Source organism: Amycolatopsis sp. NPDC028719, from assembly GCF_055565395.1.
Window position 1 is genome coordinate 453,704 of record NZ_JBVHUL010000006.1, and the last position, 25,785, is coordinate 479,488.

General features: G+C 72.1%; 22 protein-coding genes. 12 read left to right on the plus strand and 10 right to left on the minus strand.

Features of this window, described 5'->3' with window-relative positions; all coding sequences use genetic code 11:
- Nucleotides 1-32: 32 nt before the first annotated feature.
- Both ACZ4TR_RS30075 and ACZ4TR_RS30080 read right to left on the minus strand, forming a co-directional pair.
- The gene (locus ACZ4TR_RS30075) at nucleotides 33-965 is read right to left on the minus strand and encodes a squalene cyclase (RefSeq protein ID WP_465290525.1); all 933 of its coding nucleotides are present in this window, start codon (nucleotides 963-965) and stop codon (nucleotides 33-35) included.
- Entirely contained in the window at nucleotides 965-1,471 is a 507-nt protein-coding gene (locus ACZ4TR_RS30080) for a DinB family protein (RefSeq protein ID WP_465290527.1), read from the minus strand. Before ACZ4TR_RS30080 ends, ACZ4TR_RS30075 begins: the two co-directional genes overlap by 1 nt.
- Nucleotides 1,472-1,542: 71 nt before the next feature.
- On the opposite strand from ACZ4TR_RS30080, the gene ACZ4TR_RS30085 reads away from it, so the two are divergent.
- From ACZ4TR_RS30085 to ACZ4TR_RS30095, 3 genes are read left to right on the plus strand one after another with little or no spacing between them, the layout of a single operon-like run.
- Nucleotides 1,543-2,622 (plus strand): ATP-dependent DNA ligase, encoded by a 1,080-nt coding sequence (locus ACZ4TR_RS30085; protein ID WP_465290529.1) that lies wholly within the window; start codon nucleotides 1,543-1,545, stop codon nucleotides 2,620-2,622.
- Nucleotides 2,619-3,623: a non-homologous end-joining DNA ligase gene (gene ligD / locus ACZ4TR_RS30090; RefSeq protein ID WP_465290531.1), complete on the plus strand. Its 1,005-nt coding sequence runs from the start codon at nucleotides 2,619-2,621 to the stop codon at nucleotides 3,621-3,623. Before ACZ4TR_RS30085 ends, ligD begins: the two co-directional genes overlap by 4 nt.
- A gap of 10 nt (nucleotides 3,624-3,633) precedes the next feature.
- On the plus strand, nucleotides 3,634-4,089 hold the full coding sequence (locus ACZ4TR_RS30095) for a GNAT family N-acetyltransferase (RefSeq protein ID WP_465290533.1): 456 nt from the start codon (nucleotides 3,634-3,636) through the stop codon (nucleotides 4,087-4,089).
- Between the two features lie 63 nt (nucleotides 4,090-4,152).
- Here the strand turns inward: ACZ4TR_RS30095 and ACZ4TR_RS30100 are convergent, their stop codons facing one another.
- Nucleotides 4,153-4,434 carry a hypothetical protein gene (locus tag ACZ4TR_RS30100; protein ID WP_364519916.1) on the minus strand — a complete coding sequence of 94 codons (282 nt, stop codon included), beginning with the start codon at nucleotides 4,432-4,434 and terminating at the stop codon, nucleotides 4,153-4,155.
- A 70-nt stretch (nucleotides 4,435-4,504) separates the two neighbouring features.
- Entirely contained in the window at nucleotides 4,505-5,509 is a 1,005-nt protein-coding gene (locus tag ACZ4TR_RS30105) for a CobW family GTP-binding protein (RefSeq protein WP_465290534.1), read from the minus strand.
- Nucleotides 5,510-5,924: 415 nt separating this feature from the next.
- Here ACZ4TR_RS30105 and ACZ4TR_RS30110 point away from each other — a divergent pair, with 415 nt between their 5' ends.
- From ACZ4TR_RS30110 to ACZ4TR_RS30120, 3 genes are all read left to right on the plus strand, one after another.
- Nucleotides 5,925-7,076, plus strand: coding sequence for a nitric oxide synthase oxygenase (locus ACZ4TR_RS30110; protein ID WP_465290536.1), 1,152 nt, complete (start codon nucleotides 5,925-5,927; stop codon nucleotides 7,074-7,076).
- A 109-nt stretch (nucleotides 7,077-7,185) separates the two neighbouring features.
- Nucleotides 7,186-7,692: a flavodoxin domain-containing protein gene (locus tag ACZ4TR_RS30115; RefSeq protein WP_364519922.1), complete on the plus strand. Its 507-nt coding sequence runs from the start codon at nucleotides 7,186-7,188 to the stop codon at nucleotides 7,690-7,692.
- Between the two features lie 78 nt (nucleotides 7,693-7,770).
- On the plus strand, nucleotides 7,771-9,066 hold the full coding sequence (locus tag ACZ4TR_RS30120) for an MFS transporter (RefSeq protein WP_465290538.1): 1,296 nt from the start codon (nucleotides 7,771-7,773) through the stop codon (nucleotides 9,064-9,066).
- Nucleotides 9,067-9,115: 49 nt separating this feature from the next.
- Here the strand turns inward: ACZ4TR_RS30120 and ACZ4TR_RS30125 are convergent, their stop codons facing one another.
- From ACZ4TR_RS30125 to ACZ4TR_RS30135, 3 genes are all read right to left on the minus strand, one after another.
- The gene (locus ACZ4TR_RS30125) at nucleotides 9,116-9,631 is read right to left on the minus strand and encodes an STAS domain-containing protein (protein ID WP_465290540.1); all 516 of its coding nucleotides are present in this window, start codon (nucleotides 9,629-9,631) and stop codon (nucleotides 9,116-9,118) included.
- Between the two features lie 164 nt (nucleotides 9,632-9,795).
- A complete protein-coding gene (locus ACZ4TR_RS30130; protein ID WP_465290541.1) occupies nucleotides 9,796-11,280 on the minus strand; it encodes a sialidase family protein in 1,485 nt (494 codons plus the stop codon).
- Nucleotides 11,281-11,396: 116 nt separating this feature from the next.
- On the minus strand, nucleotides 11,397-12,365 hold the full coding sequence (locus tag ACZ4TR_RS30135; protein ID WP_465290543.1) for a YeiH family protein: 969 nt from the start codon (nucleotides 12,363-12,365) through the stop codon (nucleotides 11,397-11,399).
- 70 nt (nucleotides 12,366-12,435) lie between these two features.
- On the opposite strand from ACZ4TR_RS30135, the gene ACZ4TR_RS30140 reads away from it, so the two are divergent.
- Nucleotides 12,436-13,338 carry a LysR family transcriptional regulator gene (locus ACZ4TR_RS30140; RefSeq protein ID WP_465290545.1) on the plus strand — a complete coding sequence of 301 codons (903 nt, stop codon included), beginning with the start codon at nucleotides 12,436-12,438 and terminating at the stop codon, nucleotides 13,336-13,338.
- On the opposite strand, the gene ACZ4TR_RS30145 is transcribed toward ACZ4TR_RS30140, so the two are convergent.
- Nucleotides 13,319-13,540 (minus strand): hypothetical protein, encoded by a 222-nt coding sequence (locus ACZ4TR_RS30145; protein ID WP_465290546.1) that lies wholly within the window; start codon nucleotides 13,538-13,540, stop codon nucleotides 13,319-13,321. The genes ACZ4TR_RS30140 and ACZ4TR_RS30145 overlap by 20 nt on opposite strands.
- 751 nt (nucleotides 13,541-14,291) lie before the next feature.
- Here ACZ4TR_RS30145 and ACZ4TR_RS30150 point away from each other — a divergent pair.
- Both ACZ4TR_RS30150 and ACZ4TR_RS30155 read left to right on the plus strand, forming a co-directional pair.
- Nucleotides 14,292-14,780, plus strand: a complete 489-nt coding sequence (locus tag ACZ4TR_RS30150) for a PadR family transcriptional regulator (RefSeq protein WP_364519936.1) — start codon at nucleotides 14,292-14,294, stop codon at nucleotides 14,778-14,780.
- A gap of 528 nt (nucleotides 14,781-15,308) precedes the next feature.
- Nucleotides 15,309-16,340, plus strand: coding sequence for a class I SAM-dependent methyltransferase (locus ACZ4TR_RS30155; protein ID WP_465290548.1), 1,032 nt, complete (start codon nucleotides 15,309-15,311; stop codon nucleotides 16,338-16,340).
- Nucleotide 16,341: 1 nt separating this feature from the next.
- Here the strand turns inward: ACZ4TR_RS30155 and ACZ4TR_RS30160 are convergent, their stop codons facing one another.
- Nucleotides 16,342-17,664, minus strand: coding sequence for a M14 family zinc carboxypeptidase (locus tag ACZ4TR_RS30160; RefSeq protein WP_465290550.1), 1,323 nt, complete (start codon nucleotides 17,662-17,664; stop codon nucleotides 16,342-16,344).
- 201 nt (nucleotides 17,665-17,865) lie between these two features.
- Here ACZ4TR_RS30160 and folP point away from each other — a divergent pair, with 201 nt between their 5' ends.
- The 3 genes from folP to ACZ4TR_RS30175 are packed head-to-tail and all read left to right on the plus strand — an operon-like array spanning nucleotide 17,866 to nucleotide 19,951.
- Nucleotides 17,866-18,729: a dihydropteroate synthase gene (gene folP, locus ACZ4TR_RS30165; protein ID WP_465290727.1), complete on the plus strand. Its 864-nt coding sequence runs from the start codon at nucleotides 17,866-17,868 to the stop codon at nucleotides 18,727-18,729.
- Nucleotides 18,726-19,466 carry a dihydrofolate reductase family protein gene (locus tag ACZ4TR_RS30170; protein ID WP_465290729.1) on the plus strand — a complete coding sequence of 247 codons (741 nt, stop codon included), beginning with the start codon at nucleotides 18,726-18,728 and terminating at the stop codon, nucleotides 19,464-19,466. Before folP ends, ACZ4TR_RS30170 begins: the two co-directional genes overlap by 4 nt.
- Entirely contained in the window at nucleotides 19,463-19,951 is a 489-nt protein-coding gene (locus tag ACZ4TR_RS30175) for a DUF6630 family protein (RefSeq protein WP_465290551.1), read from the plus strand. Before ACZ4TR_RS30170 ends, ACZ4TR_RS30175 begins: the two co-directional genes overlap by 4 nt.
- A 37-nt stretch (nucleotides 19,952-19,988) precedes the next feature.
- On the opposite strand, the gene ACZ4TR_RS30180 is transcribed toward ACZ4TR_RS30175, so the two are convergent.
- Nucleotides 19,989-25,562: an ATP-binding protein gene (locus ACZ4TR_RS30180; RefSeq protein ID WP_465290553.1), complete on the minus strand. Its 5,574-nt coding sequence runs from the start codon at nucleotides 25,560-25,562 to the stop codon at nucleotides 19,989-19,991.
- Nucleotides 25,563-25,785: the final 223 nt, after the last annotated feature.

Consider the following 25,785-nt stretch of genomic DNA (forward strand, 5'->3'; position numbering starts at 1 on the left):
AGGGTCGTTCATGACGTCCGGAGGGCCCGCGGTCAGGTGGCGGCCTGCGAGTCCCACCAGTTCAGGACGCGAGTGGCGAACAGCGTCAGCCACTTCGACGGCTGACCCGGCGGGACGTCCACCTCGAACCACACCCGGCCGGTGTGCCGCGCGCTCTGCAGCCACGTGCCGTCCGGCTGCCGCGCCGAGCGGATCAGCTCGATCGCCTCCGCCATGCGCGGGTCGCGCCGGCCGGCGTCGCGGAAGTACGAAGCCGCGTTGAGCACGTCGTAGAACCAGCGGATCGGGTACGAGAACTCGCTCACCCACGGCGCGATCGGCTCACCCGTCGACAGCCGCCGGAACAGCCCGCGCTCCAGCAGGTACTCCTCGCCCGCCAGCCGCGCCGCGCGGGAAGCGTCGGTGCCGCCCGTCGCGGTCTCGAACGCGAGCAGGCCCTTCAGCGAGTTGAGTGTCGAGTGGACGGACGAGCGCGTCGCTCCTTCGACCCACTCGCAGTTCCACGCGCCGTCCGGCAGCCGGTGCGCGACGAACCAGTCGGCGATCCCGGAGACGTCCGCGCCGAGCCACACCCCGTTGGCCAGCGTCCAGGCGTTGATGCAGCAGTCGACCTCGCCGTCCCAGTAGGGCAGGCCTTCGTACTCCCACCGGCAGTTCGCGGCCAGCGACGCGGCGGTTCCCCGCAGGGCCGCGGCGTCCAGGCCCCATTCGCGCAACGAGTTCAACGTCCACGTCGTCGCCGTCCAGGGCTGGGCCTCATCGCCCTTGAAGCCCGTCGGGAAGAACGCGCCGCCCGCCCACTGGCCGTCGGGATCCTGCAGCGCCAGCAGCCGCGCGCCGAAACCCTCCGTGGCGACCCGGGCTCGCGTCGCTTCCCACACCGGGGGCGGCTCGCCCGCCAGGTCGCGCTCCACCTGCCAGCGCAAGGCCGGGTCGGAGCCGCGCAGCCAGGCGAGCACGTCCATCAGGCCCCCGTGACGCCGTCGATGGCTTCGCGCAGGAAGTCGGCGTGGCCGTTGTGCCGGGCGTACTCGTGGATCATGTGCAGCATCACCAGCCGCAGCGAGACGTCCTCGCCCCAGCGCGCCTGGTGTCCCGTGACGTCCAGCGACTCGGCCGCCTCCTCGATCTTGCGCGAGTGCCCGACCTCGGTCTGCCACGCCTCGAACGCCTCCGCGCGCGTCGAGGTGCTCGCGTCGTAGGCCGCCTGGAAGTCGCCCTCGGCCGACCACCGCAGCGGGACGTCCTCGGCGTCGATCACCCGCCGGAACCAGGTGCGCTCGACCTCGGCCATGTGCCGGACCAGGCCGAGCAGCGAAAGCGTGGACGGCGGGCTCGACGCGCGGCGCAGGTCCTCGTCGGACAGTCCGTCGCACTTCATGGCGAGGGTGGCGCGGTGGAAGTCGAGGAACGTGCGCAGCATTTCGCGCTCGCCCCCGACCAGCGGCGGTTCGGGGCGTTCGGTGGTCACGAAGGAGTGTGTATCACGCCCTGCTCGTTCCTTCTCAAGGAATTGTCGTACCGGTGTTTTAAGCTCGCGCGGTGGACTTGCCCGTGATGCCGCCCGTGCGGCCGATGCTCGCGAAAGCCGTGCACGAGGTGCCTCGTGACCCGGGGCTGCTCTACGAGCCCAAGTGGGACGGCTTCCGCTGCATCGTGTTCCGCGATGGCGACGAGATCGAGCTCGGCTCCCGCAACGACCGCCCGCTGACCCGCTACTTCCCCGAGCTGGTCGAGCTGCTGGCCGCCGCGCTGCCGCCGCGGTGCGTGGTCGACGGTGAGATCGTGCTGGTCACGCCGCAGGGCCTGGACTTCGAGGTGCTGCAGCTGCGGCTGCACCCGGCGGCCTCGCGCGTGCGCAAGCTCGCCGAGGAGACGCCGGCCAGCTTCATCGCCTTCGACCTGCTCGCCCTCGGCGACACCGACCTCACCGCAGAGCCGTTCCGAGAGCGGCGCAAGCGGCTGGAGAGCGTTCTCTCGACCGCGGCCGAGGGCCTGCAGCGCGTCCACCTGACTCCGCTCAGCGAGGACCCCGCCCAAGCCGAGGACTGGTTCACCCGGTTCGAGGGCGCGGGCTTCGACGGCGTCATGGCCAAGCCCGCCGACCTGCCGTACGAGCAGGACAAGCGCGTCATGCTGAAGGTCAAGCACGAGCGCACGGCCGACTGCGTCGTCACCGGGTTCCGCTGGCACAAGGACGGCGCGGGCGTCGGCTCGCTGCTGCTGGGGCTGTTCGACGACGAGGGCGTGCTGCACCACGTCGGCGTGGCCAGCAGCTTCACCAAGGCCCGGCGGGCCGAACTGGTCGAAGAACTGGCGCCGCTGCGCGAAAACGCCCTGGAGAACCACCCGTGGCGGTCCTGGGCCGAGTACGAGCCGGAGCCGGGCCGCCGGCCGGGCGCGAACAGCCGGTGGGCGCCGCAGAAGGAGCTGACCTGGGAACCGCTGCGCCCCGAATGGGTGGCGGAGGTCCGCTACGAGCACCTGCAGGCCGGCCGGTTCCGCCACGGCGGGCGGCTGGTCCGGTTCCGGCCCGACCGCACCCCGGAGTCGTGCACGTACGCCCAGCTCGACGAGGCGCCGCCCGCCGAGCTCGCGAAGCTGTTCGGGGAGGCGAGATGAGCGAGGCGATGCTGCTCGACGTCGACGGCGTCGAGGTCAAGATCACCAGCCCGGACAAGGTCTACTTCCCCGAGCACGGCCAGACGAAGCTCGACCTCGTCGAGTACTACCGCGCGGTCTCCGGGCCGCTGCTGGCCCGGCTCGGCGGCCGCCCGCTGCTGCTGGAGCGCTACCCGGACGGCGCCGGCGGCAAGAACTGGTTCCAGAAACGCGTGCCGAAGGGCGCCCCGCCCTGGCTGAGCACCACGGTCGTCTCGACACCGAACGGCACGACGAGCGACGCGCTGGTCGCGAAGGACCTGGCCCACATCCTGTGGGCGGTGAACCTGGGCTGCCTCGGCTTCCACGTCTGGCCCTACCTCGCGGACACCCCCGAGGTCACCGACGAGCTGCGCGTCGACCTCGACCCGTCGCCCGGCATCGGGTTCGACGAGCTGCGCGAGGCCGCGCTGCTGAGCAGGGAGTTCCTGGCCGAGCACGGCATCGAAGGCCACCTGAAGACGTCCGGTTCGCGGGGGTTGCACCTGTACGTGATGCTCGAGCCGCGCTGGGACGGCTTCCAGGTGCGGGCGGCGGCGGTCGCGCTGGCGCGAGCCCTGGAGCGGCGGCACCCGGAGAAGATCACCGCGCAGTGGTGGAAGGAAGAACGCGGCTCGCGCGTGTTCGTCGACTTCAACCAGAACGCGCCGCACAAGACCGTGTTCGGCACCTGGTGCGTGCGGCCGCGGGTGGGCGGCCAGGTGTCCACGCCGATCGGGTGGCACGAGCTGGACGGCGTCGAGCCCGACGCGTTCACGCTGAGCACCGTGCCGGCCAGGGTGGCCGAGCGCGGCGACCCGTGGGCCGGGGCGGGGGAGCGGCCGCAGTCGATCGAGCCGCTGCTGGAGATGTCCGAAACGGACCTGAAGAACGGGCTGATGGACGCGCCGTGGCCGCCGGTGTACCCGAAGATGCCGAACGAGCCGCCCCGGGTCGCGCCGAGCCGGGCGAAGAAGGCGTGAGGTGGCTGGGGTGGCTGAGGGGTCTACGGTCACCGAGTGCCCGGCCGACGACGGGTTCCTGCTGGCGCTGATGACGGCGATGACGGCCGAACTGGTCGTGGCCTACGACCTGCCACCGGACGCGCGCCCGCGGCCGCTGGGCCCGGCGAGCCGGTACCTGCTGGCCCGCGACGGCGAGCGCGTGATCGGCTGCTGCGCGGTCGAGCCGGTCGGCCCGGGCGTGTACGAGCTGAAACGGATGTTCGTCGCCCCGGACGCGCGCGGCACGGGGGTGTCGACGGCGCTGGTGGCGGAGTCCGAACGGCTGGCCCGCGGCGGCGGGGGCGTGCGGCTGCGGTTGGAGACGGGAGTGCGTCAGCCGGCGGCGATGCGGCTCTACGAGCGGGCGGGGTACCGGCGGGTGCCGAACTTCCCGCCGCACGAGGCCGACCCCGATTCGGTTTGCTACGAGAAGGTCCTGCGGTAGCCGGAGCGCAGTGAATGACTCATTCCTGGCGCCGGACGCCAGGAATGAGTCATTCACTGCACCTCAGAGTTCCAGTTCGAGGGACAGCTGGCCGCGGTCGTCGCCGGCCGGGGTCACCCGGACTCCCGCCGGGGGCGCGGGCAGGGTCGCCACGCACGCCGGGCAGGGTGCCACCTCCGACGTCGTCAAGTCCACCGGCTTCCAGCTGCGGGACTCCTTCGCGCCGCACGCCGAGCGGCGGTAGCGGAGGTCGCCGGAGCGGGTCATCACGTGCGCCAACGGCACTTCTTCGGGCAGCACGCCGACCAGGTACCAGCGTGGTGCGCTCACCGCGGTGGTCGTCATGGCCGCCAGTCTCCGTCGCGGCCGGCGGCACCCGGGTGCATTTGCCGATCTTCGGCGTGGCGGGCGGCCCTCAGGTCTCGTCCGGCAGGTAGCGCAGGACGTGCAGCAGCCCGCGCTCGTCGACCGCCGACGGGTCCGGCGCGACGCACCGCTCCAGCTCGGCCAGCACCGCGCCGGTGTCGAGGCCCGCGCCGATCAGCACCAGCTCCGTGCGCCGGGGCGCGCCGGACGGCCACGCCGACCGCTCGAGCTGCACGAACCCGCCGACCGTGTGCAGGTGGAAGCGCGTGTCGGCGGCGAAGTCCGCCTGGCCCTTCATCCGGTAGAGCCCGGCCGGCCGCCGTTCGAGGAAGTCGACGAACGCGCGCGGAGCCAGCGGGGTATCCGCGGTGAACGTCACCGTCTCGTACCGCGCGTGCAGGTGCCGCGAGTGGTCGTCTTCGCGCAGATCGTCGAAGGACAGCTGGCCGACGCGCTCGCCGCGGGGCTCCGGGTCGAAGAACAGCCTCGGGTCGACGCGCCCGTGCGAGGTGACCAGCAGCGGGCCGCCCGGCGCCAGTTCCTCGACGGTCGCGGTGACCTTGGCCAATGCCTCGGCGGACACCCGGTCGGCCTTGTTCAGCACCACCAGGTCGGCGAGCCGCAGGTGGTCGGCCAGCTCCGGGTGGCGTTCGCGCGCGGCCTCGAACTCGGCGGCGTCCACGACCTCCGCGAGCCCGCCGTAGCGGATGTCCGGGTTCTCACTGGCGATCATCAGCCGGATCAGGTCGCGCGGTTCGGCGATGCCGCTGGCCTCGACGACGATGACGTCGATCCCCGCTTCGGCCGAGGAAAGCCGCCCCAGCATGGCATCGAGCCCGCTCGCGTCGACCGCGCAGCAGAGACAGCCGTTGCCGAGCGAAACCATCGTGTCGACCTGGCCGGCGACGGCCAGCGCGTCGACGTTGACGCTGCCGAAGTCGTTGACCACGACGCCGACCCGGGCGCCCTCGCGGTTGGCGAGCAGGTGGTTGAGCAGCGTCGTCTTGCCCGCGCCGAGGAACCCGGCGACGAGGACCACGGGGATCTTGCGCACGAAACGACTCTACGACGCGCGCGGGCGTGCTGATACACGGGGGACCGCCGCCGGAGTAGGCCGTTGGCCGAATACCCTCGAAAAGACGAATGCGGTCCGGCGAGAAAGGATCACGGCAGGTTCACCGTCCACTGTGATCGATTGACGAAGAATGCGCTGCGACATGTCCGGATAACGCTTGGTAGCAGTTATTTTTCGGTGTTTTCGCTGGCGGGAGCGGAATGGGAGATCGGGTGCGGCGTCGTTCCCGTCCGGCGGATTGCCTCCGCGAGAACGTCGGGTACTCTCCCCGGCCTGGCCGGAGGAGCTGCTGTGGCAGCGACTTCCGGCCAGGCCCGTTGTCGGCGACCATCGGAGGAACGGTGAACCTTTCCGTCGGGATGCAGAGCACGATTTCGGAGAGTGGGGTGACGTCGTGACGGTTACACCCGAGCGGGTGACGTCCGCGTCGCCGATCTACCAGCGCGTCTCGGCGGAGCAGAGCGTCAATTCCGCGGAAGCCGAAGAATTCCTGGACCGGATGTTCGCCGAAGGCGCCGCCGAAGAGGGCGACCGATTCGAGACACGGCTGGCGGAAGTCCGCGCGGAAATCGCCGAAACGGGCACCTACCGGCACACCGCCGCCGAGCTGGCCTACGGCGCGCGCGTCGCGTGGCGCAACTCCGCCCGCTGCATCGGCCGGTTGTACTGGCACAGCCTCCGGATCCGCGACCGGCGCCGGGTCACCGACCCGGCCGCGATCGCCGGCGAGTGCGTCGCCCACCTGCGCCAGGCCACCCGCGGTGGCCGGATCCGGCCGACGATCACGGTGTTCGCCCCGGACACACCCGCGGAGCCCGGGCCGCGCATCCACAACGAGCAGCTGATCCGGTACGCCGGGTACCGCTTCGAGGACGGTTCGGTGCTCGGCGACCCGCGCTACGCCGAGTTCACCGAGCAGGTGCGAAGACTCGGGTGGCGGCCACCGGAGCGAAGAGGCTCCTTCGACGTCCTCCCGCTGCTGATCGAGGCGCTCCCGGGTGATCCGCAGCTGTTCACGCTGCCCGCGGACGCCGTCCTGGAAGTCCCGCTGACCCACCCCGACCACCGCTGGTTCGCCGGGCTCGGGCTGCGCTGGCACGCCGTCCCGGCGATCAGCAACATGCTCCTGGAGATCGGCGGCATCACCTACCCGGCCGCGCCTTTCAACGGCTGGTACGTCGGCTCCGAGATCGGTGCCCGCAACCTCGCCGACGAGCAGCGCTACGACCTGCTGCCGGTCGTCGCCGAGCTGATGGGCCTGGACACCGCGAGCGAACGCACGCTGTGGCGCGACCGGGCGCTGGTCGAGCTGACCCTCGCGGTGCAGCACTCCTTCGACGCGGCCGGCGTGACGATGGCCGACCACCACACCGAGTCGCGGCGGTTCCTGACCCACCTCGACCGCGAGGAGCGGTCCGGCCGCCGGTGCCCGGCCGACTGGAGCTGGATCGTCCCCCCGCTGTCCGGTGGGCAGACCCCGGTCTTCCACCGGTACTACGACCCGCCGGATCCCGGGCTGCGACCGGCGTTCCTCTCACCGGACTGAGGCAGCCGGCCGGGCCGGGAACCACGGAGAGCAACGGGGGAGCGCCCGTATGGCGGATCGTGCCCGGCCCGCGGCGCAGTACCGCGCGGCAAGGCCGACAATGGGACGCATGACCGCAGTCCTCGTCGCCTACGCCGGGCGCCACGGCGGAACCCGGCAGATCGCCGAGGTCATCGCGGCCGAGCTCGGCGAGGCCGGCCTGAGCGTGGACGTGCGCGACGCCGCCGACGTCGCCGCGGTCGGCGACTACGCCGCGGTCGTCGTCGGCAGCGCCCTGTACTACCACCGGTGGCGGCCCGAGGCCGTCCGGTTGCTGGAACGCCACGCCGCGGTGCTCGCGGAGCGTCCGGTGTGGCTGTTCCACAGCGGACCGTGCGGCCCGGGCGCGGCCTCCCAGCAGGTCAGCTTGCCGGCGAACGTGGCGCTGCTCGCCGCGCGCATCGACGCGGAGCGCACCGCCACCTTCGGCGGCCGGCTCGACCCGGCATGCGTGCGCGGCCTGATCCCGCGGCTGATGGCGTCGGGGCAGCGCGCGGGCGACTTCCGCGACTGGGACCGGATCAAGGCGTGGGCCCGCGACGTCGGCCGCCGCGTCCGCACCCGCGTCCCGCTCTGAACCCTTGCCCGCGCGGGTCGGTGAGTGCTAGACCAGCCCTGAGGTCTTCCGGTGGGAAACCGACGGGACGGGGCAAACGTGACGGATCGGCAGGCGGGGCCCGAAGCCGGAAAGAAAGCGCTTACATCCGATCAGCGCAACGCGTTCCTCGCGGCGCTGCTCGGCTGGAGCATGGACTCGTTCGACTACTTCCTCGTCGTGTTCGTCCTCGCGGACATCGCGAAGGACAAGTCCTTCGGCGCGACGGCGACGCAGCTGGCGTTCATCACCACGGCGACCCTGGTGATGCGCCCGGTCGGCGCCCTGCTGTTCGGCCTGTGGGCCGACCGGGCCGGCCGGCGGATCCCGCTGATCGCCGACGTCCTGCTGTACTCGGTGGCCGGTCTGCTGTGCGCGTTCGCGCCGAACTTCACCGTGCTGCTGATCCTGCGGTTCGTCTACGGCGTCGGGATGGGCGGCGAATGGGGCCTCGGCGCGGCGCTGGCGATGGAGAAGATCCCGGTCGCGCGGCGCGGGTTCTTCTCCGGCCTGCTGCAGGTCGGCTATTCGATCGGGTACCTGCTCGCCGCGCTCGCGTACCTGCTGCTCCACTCGGCGCTCGGCCTCGAGTGGCGCTGGATCTTCGTGCTGAGCATCTTCCCGGCGCTGATCACCCTGCTGATCCGCGCGCGGGTGCGCGAGTCGGAGGTCTGGGAGACCACCCGGGAGAAGCTGCGCGTGACGCGGACGTCGGTCAAGGACATCCTGCTGAACCCGAAGGTGATCCGCCGCTTCTTCTACCTGATCCTGCTGATGACGGCGTTCAACTGGATGAGCCACGGCACCCAGGACGTCTACCCGAGCTTCCTCAAGGCCCACGACAACGGCGGCGCCGGCCTCAGCGCGGCGACGAGCACGTGGATCGCGGTACTGTACAACGTCGGCGCGATCATCGGCGGGTGTGTGTTCGGCACGCTGTCGGAACGCCTCGGCCGCCGCCGGACCATCGTGACGGCCGCGGTGCTCGGCCTGCCGGTGATCCCGATCTTCGCGTTCGACCACGGCGCGGGCATGCTGGCGCTGGGCTCGTTCCTGATGCAGATCATGGTGCAGGGCGCGTGGGGCGTGATCCCGGCGCACCTCACGGAGATGTCCCCGGACGCGATCCGCGGCTTCTACCCGGGCGTGACCTATCAGCTGGGCAACCTGCTGGCGGCGCTGAACCTGCCGATCCAGCAGGCGATCGCGGAGTCCCACGGGTACTCGTCCGCTCTCTTGTGGACGGTCATGCCCGGTTTGATCGCGGTCGCGGTGCTCACCGCGCTCGGCAAGGAGGCCAAAGGGATCCGGTTCGGCGAGTCGGCGGTGGCGACGGCGCCGGCCGGGCCGAAGTAGCCCACCGGGCGGCGGGACCGCGAACCGGATCACTTCGGTCGGCGCGAAGTCAGTGCAGCGTCTCCAGCCGTTCGACGAGTTCGAGCCACTCGACCGCCTCGGCCGTCGTGGCGTGGAGCTCCAGCGCTTCGCCCAAGCCCAGCGCGTCGATCGCCCGGCGGACCACCGGCGCGCACCCCGCGATCGCGAACGGGACGCCCGCGGCGCGCGCCTCCTCGGCCGCTTCCAGGAGCACCGCCAGCCCGCGGGCGGAACAGTGGGCGGTGCCGGTCAGGTCGAGGACCAGGGCCCGCGGGGCCAGGCGGACCTCGTCGGCGAGCCGGGACCGCAACCGGACGCTCCCGGCCAGATCGATCTCGCCGCGGACGGCCAGGACGCTGACCTCGGCGGTCGTCGTGACGACCAGCGCCGTCACGGCCTCTTCGCGGAGGCTCTCGTAGTGGCGGGCCATCAGCGCGTCGATGTCCAGGCCGGGCGGGTAGGGCACGGCGTCGACTTCGCGGGCCCACGCGTGCAGGGCCGCGATCACTTCGCGGTGCCGTGCGTCGTCTTCGGGCCAGACCATACCCGTTACATCGCTCCAGAGGCCCTGGACGCAACAGCCGGGGCCACGGTGTGACGAGTCCCGCTTCGCAGGCGAAGATCGTCAGCCGGACCCGGTGGCCCACTTCGACGGGCGGCTTGCGCGGAGGGTGGGACCCGGCCGGGGGCGGGGCCCACCCTCGCCGGTCAGCCGCAGTGCTCGAACTCGCTGGCGAAGGACGCGCCGCCGGTGGCGCCGCCCCACTTCACGCACTTGTCCGCCGCGACCGCTTTGACCGGGCCGGCGAACCAGGAGAACGAGCCGGAGTCGGTCTGCCGCGTCGAACCCTGGACCTCCAGGAAGGCCGAGGTCGCCGTGGGTGTGCCGGTGGCCGCGCTCTTCATCGTGCTGACGCAGTTCTGGCCGTTGGCCGCGTTGTAGGTCAGGTAGACCGTGCCCGCCGTGCCGAGCGGCTTCGAGTCGAGCACGCGGTAGCCGCCACCGCAGGCCGGGGCACCGAGAGCCGTTTCGGTGACCGTGGCGTAGCGGATCGTGTCGTTGGCGTGGAACTCCGGGCCCGCCTCGAACAGCACACCGGCCGAGGACTGCGACAGCTGCACCATGTCGGAGTACGCGGCGTCCTGGCCCCAGACGAGCAGGCTGCCCGCGGTGCCGGTCCAGTTGGCGCCTTCGTCGAACGAGGAGTGCACCCGCAGCTCCTTGCGACGGTCGCAAGTGGACGGTGCCGCGAACAGGATCCGGTTGTACTTGCCGCCGATGTCGGTGGCGCTCATCCGGGCCGTCGAACCCTCCACGGTCGGGGCGACGAGATCGGTGGCGAAGGCGAACTTCGAGCTGAAGGTGGCGCCGCCGTCCGAGCTGATCGCGAAGGCCCGGTTGTGCGTGCCGTCCAGCAGGCACTTGTCGCCGTCGTTCGCCTGGTTGCGCGCGGCGGCGTAGACCCGGCCGTCGGTGAGCTCGGTGACGCTGATCTCCTGCGGGTTCATCGTGCTCACGGCCGGCTTGTCGGTGGCGCCCAGGTGCCACGTGGTGCCGTTGTCGTCGCTGTAGACCAGCGCGCCGACGTTCGAGTAGCTCATGCCGGCGACGAGCCGCCCCTTGTGGACGCCGCGGGTGAGCACGATGCCGTGCGACGGCCCGGTGGCCAGCCAGCTCGGCGCGGACGGGAACCCGAGCTCCGTGGTCAGCACCTTCGGCGCGCCCCACGTCTTCCCGTTGTCCTCGCTGATCGACACGCGCGGAACCCGGCCGCAGTCGGGGTTGGTGTAGCACTGCATGGTCGAGAGCAGCACGACCCGGTCGCTGCCCGGGATGACGATCGGCGCCGGGTTCCCCTTCGTGTCGCCGTTCGCCTTGATGACGGTTTGCAGCGCGCTCCACGTCTTGCCGCCGTCGGTGGAGCGCTTCATGACGAGGTCGATGGCGCCGAGATCGTTGCAGAAGCTCGCACCGCCGTTGCGGCCTTCGGCGAAGGCGAGCAGCGCGCCGTCGTTGGCCTTGACGACGGTGGGGATGCGGTAGCAGTCGTGACCCTCGGTGTTCTTGCTGAACACCAGGGTGCTGGCGACATCGGCCTGCGCGGTGCCGGTGCCGATGGCGGCCGGGACGGCGACGGCGGCGCACCCCAGCAGCCCGGCCAGCAGGCCTCGGGCGATCCGGGTGATCTTCACGGGTTCTCCTACGGATTCGTTCTACGTCCTACGTCTCGGCGGTAGCGTCGACTCGGCCCGTACAAGACCCGTACAACCCGGCGTATAACGACGTACACGTTGCCGGTAGGAGAACGTCAGGTGAACGCGGCCAGCGTGCCGAACCCGGTCCCCAGCACGAGAAGCGTCGACAGGAGACCCAGCAGCAGCGCCCGGCCGCCGCCGCGCAGGAGCGGCCCGAGCCGGACGGCGCAGCCGAGGCCGAAGAGCGCGCCGGCGAGCAGGAGCGTCGACGCCGTCTTCGTGACGTCGAGCGCGAACGCCGGGACGAGCCCGGTGCTGCGGACCACGACCATCGCGAGGAACCCGAGGACGAACAGCGGGACCAGGGGAGTGTGCCCGCCGCGGCGGGTGCGCTCGGTGGCGCCGACGATCGCGACCACCGGCGCCAGCAGGACGACCCGGCTCAGCTTGACCACGATGGCCACCGCGACCGCGGCGGCGCCCACCGGCCCGGCGGCCGCGACGACCTGCGCGACCTCGTGCACCGAGATCCCGGCCCAGCTGCCGGCCCTGGTCGCGTCCAGGCCGAGGGCGCGGGCGAGCAGGGGGAGCACACCGAGGGCGAGGCTCCCGTAGCAGGTGACGAGCGCGACGGCGGTCGCGACGTCTTCGTCGTCGCGTTCGACCACGCCCTCCATCGCCGCGATCGCCGAGGCGCCGCAGATGGAGAAGCCGGTGGCGACCAGCAGGGCGAGGCCGCGCGGGACCCGGACGAGCTTGCCGAGGCCGAGCGTGCCGAGGAACGTGACGGTGACCGTCAGCACCACCGCGGCGAGCGTGCCGGGGCCGAGCGCGAGCACGGCCGGGATGGCGAGCTGCAGGCCGAGCAGGACGACACCCGCGCGCAGCAGGCGTTTCGTGATTCGGGCGACGGCCTTGCGGTGCTCGTCGGTGAGTATCGGGGTACTGCCGGCGACGATGCCCAGCACCACGGCGACGGTCAGCGCACCCGCCACCGGCCAGACCGAGCTCAACGTGTACGCCGCGGCGACGCCGAGCGCGGTGATCGCCAGGCCGGATGTCCTTGCCGCCGTCAGTGCCATGCCGCCAGCGTCCCTCTCGCCGGGGAGTTCGGGTAGCCGTCGCTTCGCGGGGAGGTCATAGACTGGGGCTATGACCGGACCGGATCTGGACTCGCTGCGTCTGCTGGTGCTCGTCGACGACCTCGGCAGCATCGGGCAGGCGGCCGGGGCGCTCGGCATCGCCCAGCCGTCGGCGAGCAAGCGGCTGTCCACTTTGGAAAGACAGTTGGGACTGTCCCTGGTGGACCGGACCCGGCGGGGTTCGGCGCTGACCCCGGACGGCCGGGTGATCGCGGGCTGGGCGCACCGCGTGCTGGCCGAAGTGGACGGACTGCGCACGGGGGCGGAGGCGCTGCGGACCCAGCGCGGCGCGAAGCTGCGGGTCGCGGCGAGCATGACGCTGGCCGAGCACTTCGTGCCCGCGTGGATCGGCGAGGTGAAGCGGATCGAGCCGGACACCTACGTCGGGCTCGAGGTGGTGAACTCGGAACACGTGGCCGGCCTGGTCACCGGCGGCCGGGTGGACCTCGGGTTCGTCGAGTCGCCGGGGCCGTGGCCGGGCCTGTCCACGCGGCGGGTCGCGACGGACCGGCTGGTCGTGGTGGTCCCGGCCGGGCACCCGTGGGCGCGCCGTCGCCGTCCGCTGACGGCGGCCGAGCTGGCGGCGACGCCGTTGGTGGTGCGGGAGCCGGGTTCGGGGACGCGCGAGACGGTCGATGCGGCGTTGCGCCGGGCCGGGGCGGGGCCCGTGCGGCCGTTGCTGGAGCTGGGATCGGCGTCGGCGGTGCGCAACGCGGTGATCGCCGGCGCCGGGCCGGCGGTGATCAGCGAGCTGGACGTGGTGCGCGAGGTGGCGGGCCGCCGGCTGGTGCCGGTCGCGGTGGCCGGGGTCGAGCTCGGCCGGGTGCTGCGAGCGGTGTGGCCGGCGGGGCGCCGGCTGTCGGGCCCGGCGGCGGAGCTGCTGACCCTGGCGGTCAAGTCCGGGGCGGCGTGAGGTCCGGCCGGCCGTCGAGCTTGGCTTCGATCCGCGCGAGGGCGCCGGCGACGTAGTCGATCTTCGCTTCCAGCACGGCGATCCGGCGGCAGTTCTCCCGCAGCTCCGGCAGGATGCTCGCCACGGTCGCCGGGGTCACCTGCGGAGTGCTGTAGTTGTCGTAGAACAGCGGGCTGTGGAGCACGTATTCGGCTGCGTCCATGATCCCCTCCTCGTTTTGCCGACAGCGTAGGGGAGGGGCGGGCGGGTTGCCGTCGATCGCACGCCGATATATCGTCGTAGTGTCGGCGATACGGCGAGTGGAGGAGACAGTCATGGAGATGAGTGCGGGAGCGGGACGCATGCTCGGCGGTTTCGGGGGCGGCGGCGGGTTCGGCGGGCACGGGCCCGGGTTGGCCGGCCACCACGCCCACGGCGGCTTCGGTCACCCGGGGCCCGGCCGCTCGGGCCAGGGGGAGGGGCCGGGTGGGCGTGGCCATCCGGGGCACGGGCGTCCCGACGAAGGGGGAGAGCCGGGCGATCCGGGCCACTTCGGGCCACCCCACCGAGGACCGGGCCGTCCAGGGATCGGCCTGCCGGGGCACTTCGGGCCACCCCACGGCGGTTTCGGTCACCCCGGCCACGGTTTTCCGGGCGGACTCGCCGGACACCTGGGCCATGACCAGGGTTTCCCCGGCGGACCCGCCGACCACTGGGGTCACGACTCGCCAGGTCACGAGCCAGGCGAGCACCCCGGCCACGACCACGGCATTGCCGGCCACGAGGACTGGGACGCCGGCCCCGAGCTGGCGCGCGGTGGGTTCCCGCCCCATCCTCCGCACCCGCCGCAGCCGCCCGGTCCGCCGGGTGGGCCCGGTTTTCCCGGCTTCCCCGGTGCCCCGGGCTTTCCTGGCGGCCCCGGCTCGTTCGGGGGGCCTGGTGGCTGGGGTGGCGGGGCCGGGCCGTTCCAGCGGGTGCGGGAGTTCCGCGGCCGGGCGCAGGCGCGGCCGGTGCGGCCGGCGGTGCTGGCGCTGCTGGCCGAAGAGCCGATGCACGGCTACCAGCTGATGCAGGAGATCCGTCGCCGCACGAACGAGCGGTGGCGGCCCAGCCCCGGCTCCGTCTACCCGATCCTGCAGCAGCTGGAGGACGAGGGCCTGGTCCACACGGCCGAGACCGGCGGCCGCCGGGTCGCCGAGCTCACCGAGGCCGGCCGGGAGCACGTGGCCGGGCGGGAAGCCGAGTTCGCCGCACTCTGGGACGACGGCACGCCCGAGGACGAGCCCGGCGCCGACCGCTTCGCGGCGCTGTGGCACGCGCTCGGCGAGCTGTCCGGCGCGGCCGCCCAGGTCGGCTACAGCGGTACCGAAGCCCAGGTGGCCGAGGTGAAGAAAATCCTCGCCGACGCGCGCCGCCGCGTCTACGCGGTGCTCGCCGACGCCGGCCTCGAAGACGAGGACTGATCCGCTCCGGGCCACGGGGTGCTCCGCCGGTTCGCCCGGCAGGCCGCTCCGGTCGCCGCTTGATCCGCGCCGGGTGGCCTGAGCCGGGTCGCTGAGCGGGCGTTCGGCTGGTGGGGCAGTGCGTTGCCGCGCCGCGCCGGGCGGTCCAAGCCGGTTTGGCGAGTGGGCGTTCGTCCGGCGACCCACCCGGGTTCGTACGTGAACGGCATCCTCGCCGACCCCGCCTGACCCGGGTTCCCAGCGCCCCAATGTGGCGTTGGTTGCGTCTGACGCACCCAATGTGGCGTTCGGTGCGTCTGACGCACCGAACGCCACATTGGGGTCGGGTTGCCGGTGTGGGGGCCGTCGGCGTGGTCGGTCGGGGGGCGCGTTACCGCGCCGGGGGTCCAAGCCGGGTCGGTGACCGGGCGTTCGACCGGCCGCACCGGCCGGCCGGTGCTGTATACGGCCGGCCGGCCAGCGCGTTATCGCACCACCGGGCGGATCGTCCACATCGGACGGTCCGCCCGGCCGCTAGACTACCGCCGCATGGAGGAAAGGGACTTCGCGGCGCACCTCACCGCGATCATGACCGGCAGCGCGCTCACCATGCTCATCGGCGTCGGGCACCGCACCGGGCTCTTCGAAGCCGCCGCTCGGGGACCTGCCACCAGTGCCGGGCTTGCCGAACGCGCCGGGTTGCACGAACGGTACGTCCGGGAGTGGCTCGGTGCCATGGTCACCGGCGGCATCTTCACCCTCGAGGCCGGGCAGTACACCTTCCCGCCCGGGCACGCGAAGTTCCTGCTCGGCGAGACGTCGGCGAACCTCATGCCGTCGCTGCTGACGCTGAGCGCCTTCACCGGCATCTTGCCCGACCTCGAACGCAGCTTCGCCGACGGCGGCGGCGTCCCGCGGTCGGCGTACGGTCCCTACCTCGAAACCCTCGGCGCGAAGACCGGCGACAGCTGGAAGCACGTCTACCGCGAGCACCTCGTCGACGGCTTCTTCGGGGCGGTCCCGGGTCTGAACCGGAAACTGACCGCCGGGGCGCGCGTGCTCGACCTGGGCTGCGGCACCGGGAACGCCGTCGCCGTCGCCGCCCGTGCGTTCCCCGCGTCGCGGTTCACCGGCCTCGACATCAACGCCGACGTCGTCGAGCAGGCGCGGGAGACCGCGGCCGGGCTGGCGAACGCCGAGTTCGCCGTCGGGGACGCCGCGGAGCTGGCCGGTGAATTCGACGTCATCACCGCCTTCGACGCCATCCACGACCAGGACCGTCCGGACGTCGTGCTGCGCCGGATCCGGGGCGCGCTGAAGCCGGACGGCCTGTTCTTCATGGTGGACACCAACTTCTCCAGCGACGTCGCGAAGAACGTCGGCAACCCGCTGGCCGCGCTCTGCTACTCGATCAGCCTGATGTACTGCACGACGACGTCGCTGGCCGAGGGCGGCGCCGCGCTGGGCGCGATGTGGGGTACCGAAACGGCGAGGGAGATGCTCGCGGACGCGGGGTTCGGGCACGTCGACGTGCTCGCTTCCCCGCGTCCGCAGAACTGCATCTACGCCTGCCGGCCGTGAGTCACTGCTGGTACGGCGCCGCCGCGGCCTTGGCGGCGGTGACGAACGCGCCCTTGTTCTTCGGCCAGAACGTGCTGTCGACGCAGGTGTAGCGGGGCAGGAAGCCGCCGCAGGTGCCGCTCGAGCCGCCGACCTCGAACGTCACGCTGGCGACGCCGAGTTCGCCGTAGGTGAAGTCGTCGGTGGTGCCGCTCGTGTCGTAGCCGACGGTCTCCTCGTTGGTGCCGACGAGGTAGCCGTTCGACGCCGAGTACTTCGCGCCGAGCCTGCGGTACTGCGCGTCGTTCGGCGAGGTGGCCTGCGTGAAGCCCCACGGGATGATGATGTCGTTGCCGTAGCTGTGCAACGTGATCATCGTGCCCTTCGCCGTCGTGGGCGCCGGGTCGTTGTTGCCGGTGCCGCGCTGGTCCGGGAAGATCGACCGCGCCAGCTTCTCCAGCGCCTGCGTCTCGGGTTCGGAGCCGGCGCTCACGCCCTGGTAGGTCTCGGAGCAGGCCGAATTGGAGTCGGCACCCCACTTGAACGTCGAGTTCCGGTTGAGGTCGATGCCGATGTTCGTGCCGGTGCAGCCGCCGCGGGTGTTGTTCGCGTTCTTGCGCTGCAGCTTCGGCGAGTTGCCGCCCGAGGCGACGATGTCGACGCCGTCCGGGTTGGAGATCGGCACCACCCACACCTCGGTGGTGTCCAAGATGGACTTCGCGGTGGCGTCGGAGGCGTAACCGTCGGCGAGGTAGTCGATCCAGCGCCAGGCCAGTTCGCCGGTCGACAGCTCGCGCGCGTGGATCTGGGCCATGATGAAGAACTTCGGCTTCGGCGACGTCGTCGAGAGCGTGCAGTCGCCGGACTGCTTCTTGGTGAGGCAGATGGCCTGGATGTCGTGGCCGCCCTGGCCCTTGGTCTTCTTCCACGACTGGCCGATCGTGTACTTCGTGGCCAGGTCCGGGTGCGCGGCGGCGACGGCGGCGAGGTGGTTCTCGTGCGCGGTGACGGTGCGGTACCCGCCGTAGAACGTGTCGGCCGCCAGGGAGTTCGCCTGCGCAGGGAGCTCCTTGTAGACGGTGTCGAAGAACGAAGGCCGGTAGCCCAGCGCCCGCAGCCGGTTCGCGACGGCCTGGCCGCCGACGACGTAGGCGGCTCCGGCGTCCCCTTCCTCGACGTCGAACCCGGCGTTCTCGAGGGCGTGCGCCTGGGCGGGGGTCGCCGGGACGCGCCAGAACACGGGGGTGTCGGCGGCGGGCTGCGCGGCCGCGGTGCCGCCGAGGAGCGCGGACAGCACGACCCCGGTCGCCGCCAGGGCGAGCCGGGACAGGGACCTTGACACCATCGGGGGATCTCCTCACGGCCGGACGGATGGAGTTCCGGCCCGGGGCACTCGGTCACCGGACCGGCACGCACAGTGTGTCGCTCCGGGACAAACCTGCCATACCCCCGAAAGTCGCGAAACCGGTCGCGCCACCCCCGCGGCCCGCGCTCACTATGCTCGGAGTGGACAGATCCGCTTTCCGACCGGGGGTGCCGCTTGCCGATCCACGAACTCGTCTTCCGGGGCAAACGCCTGTCCAGCGACCACGCGCTGGTGATGGCGATCGTCAACCGCACCCCGGACTCGTTCTACGACAACGGGGTGACGTACCTGGAGGAGCGCGCGCAGGCGGCCATCGGCCAGGCGATCGAGGACGGCGCGGCGGTGATCGACATCGGCGGCGTGCCGGCCAGCCCGGGGCCCGAGGTCACGGTCGCGGAGGAGATCGCCCGCGTGGTGCCGACCGTCGCGTGGGCCCACGAGCACTTCCCGGACGTCGTGATCAGTGTCGACACCTACCGCGCCGAGGTCGCCGACGCGGTGTGCCGGGCCGGCGCGGACCTGATCAACGACAACTGGGCCGCCTACGAGCCGGAGATCCTCGACGTCGCCGCGGAGCACGGCGCGGGGTACATCTGCGCGCACGTCGACGGTCTCGACCCGCGGACCGACCCGGTGAAACCGCAGTACGACGACGTGGTCGCAGCGGTCGTCAAGGACACCACCGAGCTCGCCGAGCGGGCGGTCGCGAAGGGCGTGCCCCGCGAAGGGGTGATGATCGACCCCTGCATCGACTTCTCGAAGAACACCTACCAGTCCCTGGAGATCCTGCGCAACGTCGACAAGCTGGTCGCCACCGGCTGGCCGGTGCTGATGGCGCTGTCCAACAAGGGCGTGGTCGGCGAGACGCTCGACGTCCCGATGGGTGACCGGGTCACCGGCACCCTCGCCGCCACCGCGCACGCGGCCGCGCAGGGCGCCGCGATGTTCCGGGCGCACCAGGTCCGCGAGACGCGGCACGTCACCGAGATGATCGCGAGCATCGTCGGCACCCGTCCGCCGAAGAACGCCGTGCGGTGGCTGTGATCCGGCAGATCTGGCCGCCGGAACGCACCCGGGAGATCGGACCGGACGACCTCGAAGCCCTCTACCGCTTCCCCGACGCCGCGAAGTGGCTGGTCGTCAATTTCGTGGCGAGCACCGACGGCGCGATCACGGTGGGCGGCCGGTCCCGGCCGCTGTCCACCGCCCCCGACCGGGTCGTCTTCAAGCTGGGCAGCGACCTGGCCGACGTCGTCCTGCTCGGGGCGGGAACCGCGGTGATCGAGGAGTTCGACGGCGTCCACCCGGACGCCGCGACGGCCGAGCGCCGCCGCCGCAACGGCCTCGAGCCGATCCCGCCGATCGCCGTCGTGACGACGGGCCGCAGCCTGCCGCCGGACGCGCCGGTGCTCACCATGGCCGCGGTGCCGACGATCGTGCTCACCTGCGAGCGGGCGCCGGTGGACCTGCGCGACGCCTGGAAGGCGGCGGGTGCCGAGGTGGTCGTCGCGGGCGAGGACGCGGTGGCGCTCGACGTCGCCGTGGCCGCTCTCACCGAGCGCGGCCTCCGGCGGATCGACTGCGAAGGCGGGCCGAAGCTGTTCGCGTCGCTGGCCGAGGCGGGCCTGGTCGACGAGTTCCGGCTGACCGTCGCGCCGTTCCTCGTGGCCGGGACGGCGGACCGCGCCGCGGTGGGCGGCGCGTTCGACCCGCTCGAGCTGGAGCTGGCCACGGTGCTGACCGACGGCGCGAGCCTGCTGACCCGGTATCTGGTGCCTTGACGGCGGCTCGTGACGCGCTGGTCGCGGTAGCCGCGCTGCTGGCCCCGGACATGCCGGAGGTCGCCGGGCCGGCCGCGGCCGCGCACGACGACCCCGGCGCCTACCTGGTCACGCACGCGGATCAGCTCGACGAGCGCGGCATCGACGAGCCGATTCCCGAGCTGGCCTGGATCGCGCTGGTGGACGCGCTCGCCGACCACGACCTGCTGGCCGAGGTGGACTGGAAGGAAGCGGCGGACGAGATCGTCGGCCGGCTGCAGGCGCTGCGGTCCGCGTCTCCGGACGAGGTCTGGGCGGGGCTCGCCGAGTCGGACCTGCCCACCTACGAGTTCCTGGCGGCGGCGGGGGACCGGCTGGCCGCGCTCGCCGTCCTGGACATCGAATCCGACTGCTACCCGCTCGTGCTCCTGCCGGCCGGTCGCGCCGGTGAACTCGAGCGACTCGCCGCGGCGGCCGGGTTCAAGGCGGCCGTGCCGACGACGTGAGCCGGGGCCGGCCACCTCGGTGACCGGCCCCGGAACGCTACTTCTTCAAGCCGTGCTCGATGGCCTCGATGATCCGCGGCCGCAGCTCGGCCGTGCTGATGATCGCGTCCACCGAGCCGACCTCGACGGCGCGCTGGATGCTGTGCACCTTGTCGAACTCCGCCGCGATTTCGCTGACCTTCTCCGCGCGGACCGACGACTGGATCTCCGCGAGCTTGGCGCTGAGTGCGGCCCGCTCGGCGGCACCGGCCGCCGCGACCTGGGTCTGGAGCTCGGTCACCCGCGGGTCGTTGGCCGTGCGCTTGGCCACCTCACCGGCGAACACGACCGCCGCCGCCGGGGCGCCACCCAGCACCGAGGCGAACGACCCCTCCAGGGCCAGCACCGTCATGTTCGGGTTGAGCGCCTTGGAGAACACCACGAACGCGCCGCCGTGGTAGCGCGAAATCACGGTGAACACGATCGGGCCCTCGAAGTTGACGATCGCCCGGCCGATCTCCGCGCCGTACTCCAGTTGCAGCTTGCGCAGCGACTCCGGCGAGCCGTCGAAGCCGGACAGGTTCGCCAGCACGACCAGCGGCCGGTTGCCCGACGCCGCGTTGATCGCCCGCGCCGTCTTCTTCGACGACCGCGGGAACAGCGTGCCCGCGGTGTAGGTGTCCGGCCCGTCGGTGGGAGGGAAGCCGCGGCGCGGCACCGAACGCGACTCGATGCCGACCAGGCAGACCGGGCGGCCGCCGATGTGCACGTCCTGCACCGCGGCCGTGTCGGCGTCGGCCATGCCCGCCCAGCGCTCCAGCACCGGGTGGTCCTGGTCCGACAGCGCGCGCATCACCGTGCGGATGTCGAACGGCTTCTTGCGGTCCGGGTTGTGCTCGGCCGAGAAGATCTCCCCGACGGTCGTGAAGTCGCTCCCGACGATCGCGTGCGGGAACGACGAGACGTCGCGGTCGATCGGGTCGTTCGTGCCGACCTTCCGCGGTCCGGCCTCGCCCGGGACGACGTACGTGTGGTCGTAGTGCGACATCAGCACTTCGCGGGCGGCGGGCAGGTTCGGTGCCCAGTACTGCGCCTGGCCGTTCGGGCCCATGACGCGGTCGTAGCCGCCGATGCCGAAGTTGTCCTCCGCCGACACACCGCCGGAGAAGTCGAGCGCCTGCTTGCCGGTGAGGACCATCGCCGAGTCCGGCGTCATGATCAGGACGCCCTTGGTGTGCATGAGCATCGTGGCTTCGGCGTTCCAGTACGGCTGGGCGCCGACGTTGATCCCGTTGACCACGATGTTGATCTCGCCGCCGTCCTGGGTGAACGTGACGATCCGCTTGAGCGCCGCGGCGACCCAGTCCATGTTCTCGGTGCCCGAGGACATCGAGATCCGCGCCCCGGACGACAGCGCGAACCACTCCAGCGGCACCCGCATGCGCTCGGCCAGGTCGAGCGCCGCGATGACGCGCGAGCACTCCGGCTCCGACAGCGCGCCGAGCGACTTCGTCGGGTCGCCGATCAGCACGACCCGGGTGACGCCCTCGGGGTGCCGCTCGGTCGGGGTCGTGACGACGCCCGCGACGATCGCCGCGGTGTTCTGGCCCTTCGGCCGGTCGACCGGCACCAGCGCGCCGGCATCGTCGAAGTCGTGCTCGGTGAACGTGCCCTCCGAACCGGCGAGCAGCCCGGTCAGCTCGTACGGGTAGACGGTTCCGCGCCGCGCCGCGCGCAGCACCTTCAGGCGGTAGTCGTCCAGCGGCTTGACCGGCTCGGTCGACGCCGGCCCGACGTGCAGCCGCGCGCCGTGGCCCGGGTCGAAGGTGATCCGGACGGCGAGCTCGGTCAGCTTGCCCGCCTCGGTGCGCCGGCGGGCCAGGAACTGGACCTCCTCCAGCCCGGCGCCCACCGACGTCGGCAGGATGCGCTGGACGAGCGTGTTCAGCTCTTCGGTGGTCAGCTCCGTCTGCGGCCAGACGTACATCATGATCCGGTTGGTGTCGAACCGCTTGTTCTGCGGCCGCTGCGCCTGGATGTTGCGGATCGCGTCGAGGCAGGCGGTCACCGCGTCCTCGAGCGCGGGCAGGGCGACCAGCCGGCCGTCGGCCTCGCGCAGCGGCGTCAGGTCGCGGACCTGGCCCATCGCGATCAGCCGCTCGTCGGCCGGGTTGCTCTTGGCGACGGCCTTGAAGAGGTAGATCTCCTCGTCCGCCGACGGCAGCCGGGTGAGGTCGAACTCGTGCAGCCGCTGCAGTTGCAGCCGCTGCGCGATCTGCGGGTGCAGGCCGCGGATCAGCCGGTCTTCGGTGAAGCCCGCGCCGTCGCGCCGGAACGTGAAGTGGTGGTGCATCACCGCGCCGCCGGTGCCGGCCACGGTGAGCACGACCCGCTGCACGCTCGCCGGCAGCGGGTGCTCGGCCAGCAGGGCGCCGAGCCGCTCCGCCGCCGCGTCGACGTCCGGCTGGTCCTCCCAGCGCACGTACAGGTCGGCGACGACGCCTTCGGTCGCCACCTCGCCGAGCGCGCGGACGGCGTCGGGCAGGGCGGCGATGTCGACGGCGGTGGTGACCAGCGGCAGCACACCGTCCGGGGTGTTCCTGATCCGGCCAGAAGCAGGCCGCCCCCCGGCCGGCACGTGATCGTTGCCACGAAGCCATTCGGCCGTGGCTGTGGTCGGATCAGGAACGATCGGCACAGTCAGGTCGGCGGTCAGCAGCCGGCAGCCGGCGATGTCGCGCACGGCGACTCCGGACAGCCGGCGGTTGCCGTAGTAGCGGCGGGTCAGCACCTCCAGCAGCGGCGCGTGGTCGCGGCCGGGCCGCCCGATCCGCTGCCCGATCAGCCGGACGAGCGGCTGCGATCCGGTGATCATGGCCTGGATCCGCTCGGCGCGGTCCGCGGCGTCCGGGTGCTGGTCGAGGTAGCGCAGTTCGGTGCGGACGGCGGCGTACACCTCGGCGCGGTGACGGCGCAGCAGCGGCTGGGCGAACCAGCGGAACACCACGCCGCGGGCCAGGTCGGACACCGCGGGGAAGCGCACCTGCGTGGCTTCGACCAGGTGCTCCAGGGTCAGCCCGGCGCGGTCGCTCAGCGACTCCGCCGGCTGAGCCCCGGCCAGCCACAGCCGCAGCAGCTCCGAGACGACGGCGACGTCGGCCGAAGTCCGTTGCTGCGCCAGGAAGATCCGGAAGACCGCGGACTCCAGCTCCGGGGTGCGCTCCAGGTCGGTGACGCCGTAGTGGCCGAGCACCTTGGCCAGCTTGGCCTGGAAGCCTTCGGTGACGCCCGCGCGCTCGACGTCGAGGCTCTGCAGGTAGCTGTGGAAGAACTCGCGCGGGCTGTGCACCGCGCCGTTCGGCACGGTGTCGAGCTCCCCGCCCGGGGTGTTGCGGCTCAGCTCGGACAGGTCGGCGAAGACGGTGAGCAGGTCCAGCTCGCCTTCGACCGGCCGGCCACCCAGCTCGGCCCGCGCGGCGACGTAGGCCGACAGGACGCGCTTGCGCTCCGACGGGTCGACGTCGAAACCGAGCAGCAGGCTGCGCAGGTCCTGGAGACCGCGCTCGACGCGGTCGGCCGCGGAAACGTCCGCCGCTTCGGCCGGCAGGTCGATCTCGACGGTCTCCGTCTCCTCGGCGACCTCGTCCTCGGCGCCGTCGGCGAGCGGCTCCAGCCGCATCAGCGGCGCGCCGGTCTCGACCTGGCTGCCGACCGACACCGGGCACTCGCGGACGCGGGCGCGGAACGGCGCGCGCAGCACCGTCTCCATCTTCATGCTCTCCAGCACGAGGATCGGCGCGTTCGCCTCGACCTCGTCGCCGACGGACAGCGGTGTCGCGACCACCAGCGCGGGCGCGGGGGAGCGGACGACGCCGCCTTCGTCGCGGCTGACGCGGTGGGTCACGCCGTCGACCTCGACGAGGTGGATCGGGCCGTGCGTGGCCGCCACCAGGCGGAACCGCTGCCCGTTGACCCGGATCCGGCCGCTGTGCGCGTCGAAGCGGTCGATCTCGACGTCGGCGTGGTGCACCTCCGACGTCCCGGCCGAGATCCCGACGCGGAAGCGCTGCCGCCCGATGCGCGCGACGCTGACGCGGTAGCCGACGCCGCGGAGCTTGAGGTCGAGCGGGCGGCCGACCTCGTGCTGGACCTGCGGGCGGCCGCCGTGCGCGGTGGAGAGCAGCCGCTGGACGGAGACCTCTTCCTCGTCCTGGTAGGCCTCGATGGCGGCCGCGGCGAGCGCGACCGCGGAGTGCCGGTGGGTGACCAGGCGGCCTTCGGCGCGGACGCGGTCGATCCAGCCGGTGTCGGCGCTCGCGTCGATCACCTCGGGCTGGTCGAGCAGGTCGAGCACGAAGCTCTTGTTGGTCGCGCCGCCCTCGATGATCACGGTGGTCTCGGCCATCGCGCGGCGCAGGCGGCCGAGCGCCTCGTCGCGGTCGCGGCCGTAGGCGATGATCTTGGCGATCATCGAGTCGAAGTCGGCGGGGATCGTGTCGCCTTCGCTGACGCCGGTGTCGACGCGGATGCCGGGCCCGGCGGGCAGCGCCAGCCGCGCGATGCGGCCGGGGGAGGGGGCGAAGTCGCGGTCGGGGTCCTCGGCGTTGAGCCGGGCTTCGACGGCGTGACCGAGCTCGGCCGGCTGGTCGCCTTCGAGCTTGCCGCCGCCGGCGACGTGCAGCTGCAGCCGGACCAGGTCGGTGCCGGTGGTGATCTCGGTGATCGGGTGCTCGACCTGCAGGCGGGTGTTGACCTCGAGGAAGGCGAACAGCTTCTCGCCGGGGTGGTAGAGGAACTCGACGGTGCACGCGCCGCGGTAGCCGACGGCGACCGCGAGCCGCTCGGCCGACGTCTTCAGCTCGGCGGTCTGCGCGGGCGCGAGGACCGGGGAGGCCGACTCTTCGATGATCTTCTGGTTGCGCCGCTGCACCGAGCAGTCGCGGACGCCGAGCGCCCACGCCGTCGCGCCGTCGGAGATCACCTGGACCTCGACGTGCCGGGCGCCGGTGACCAGGCGCTCGAGGAACACGACGCCGGAACCGAAGGCGCGCAGGGCTTCCTGGCTGGTGCGCTCGTAGGCGTCGGCGAGGTCTTCGCCGGAGGCCACCATGCGGATGCCGCGCCCGCCGCCGCCCGCGGTGGCCTTGAGCATCAGCGGGTAGCCGATCCGGTCGCCGGCCTTCAGCGCGTCTTCGAGGGTGGCGACCTCGCCGCGGCTCCACGGCGCGACCGGCACGCCGACCTCTTCGGCGATCAGCTTCGCGCCGATCTTGTCACCGAGCTTGCGCATCGCGTCGGCGCTCGGCCCGACGAAGGTGATGCCGATCTTCTCGCACAGCTCGGCGAAGGCCGGATCCTCGGCGACGAAGCCCCAGCCGACCCACGCGGCGTCGGCCTTCGTCTCGACGAGGGCTTGCTCCAGCTTGGCCAGGTCGAGGTACGGGCGGGCCGAGGCCGGACCGAGGTCGTAGGCCAGATCGGCCTCACGGACGAAGGTGGCGGTGCGGTCCGCGTCGGTGTAGAGGGCGACCGTCTCGATCTTCGTACCGGTTTCCGCCGACAGATCCCGGACGGCGTGGATGAGCCGCATCGCGGCCTCTCCGCGGTTGACGATGGCGACACGATTGAACACCGGTTGAGCCTCCCAAGTACCCACGCACAGAAGGCGACGCACCTGTCCTGGGGCGTCGCCTGCACCTGTCTACACCCTGCTGGATTACCGCCGGGTAGACCAATGTCCGCGATGGCGCATGCCAAGGCGGCTGCGTTGTGGGAACCCCACAAAAAGCGATCGGGGCCACACTGCCACGGACGCATTTCTCGCGAGGACTGCCACAAAGCACGGTGCGGAGCTT

Bases quoted from the DNA above. Each gene is read 5' to 3' on its own strand.
- ligD (WP_465290531.1), top strand. From the start codon at position 2,619: ATGAGCGAGGCGATGCTGCTCGACGTCGACGGCGTCGAGGTCAAGATC.
- ACZ4TR_RS30135 (WP_465290543.1), bottom strand. From the start codon at position 12,365: ATGGCACTGACGGCGGCAAGGACATCCGGCCTGGCGATCACCGCGCTC.
- ACZ4TR_RS30155 (WP_465290548.1), top strand. From the start codon at position 15,309: ATGGAGGAAAGGGACTTCGCGGCGCACCTCACCGCGATCATGACCGGC.
- ACZ4TR_RS30115 (WP_364519922.1), top strand. From the start codon at position 7,186: ATGACCGCAGTCCTCGTCGCCTACGCCGGGCGCCACGGCGGAACCCGG.
- ACZ4TR_RS30075 (WP_465290525.1), bottom strand. From the start codon at position 965: ATGGACGTGCTCGCCTGGCTGCGCGGCTCCGACCCGGCCTTGCGCTGG.
- ACZ4TR_RS30140 (WP_465290545.1), top strand. From the start codon at position 12,436: ATGACCGGACCGGATCTGGACTCGCTGCGTCTGCTGGTGCTCGTCGAC.
- ACZ4TR_RS30160 (WP_465290550.1), bottom strand. From the start codon at position 17,664: ATGGTGTCAAGGTCCCTGTCCCGGCTCGCCCTGGCGGCGACCGGGGTC.
- ACZ4TR_RS30145 (WP_465290546.1), bottom strand. From the start codon at position 13,540: ATGGACGCAGCCGAATACGTGCTCCACAGCCCGCTGTTCTACGACAAC.
- ACZ4TR_RS30100 (WP_364519916.1), bottom strand. From the start codon at position 4,434: ATGACGACCACCGCGGTGAGCGCACCACGCTGGTACCTGGTCGGCGTG.
- ACZ4TR_RS30125 (WP_465290540.1), bottom strand. From the start codon at position 9,631: ATGGTCTGGCCCGAAGACGACGCACGGCACCGCGAAGTGATCGCGGCC.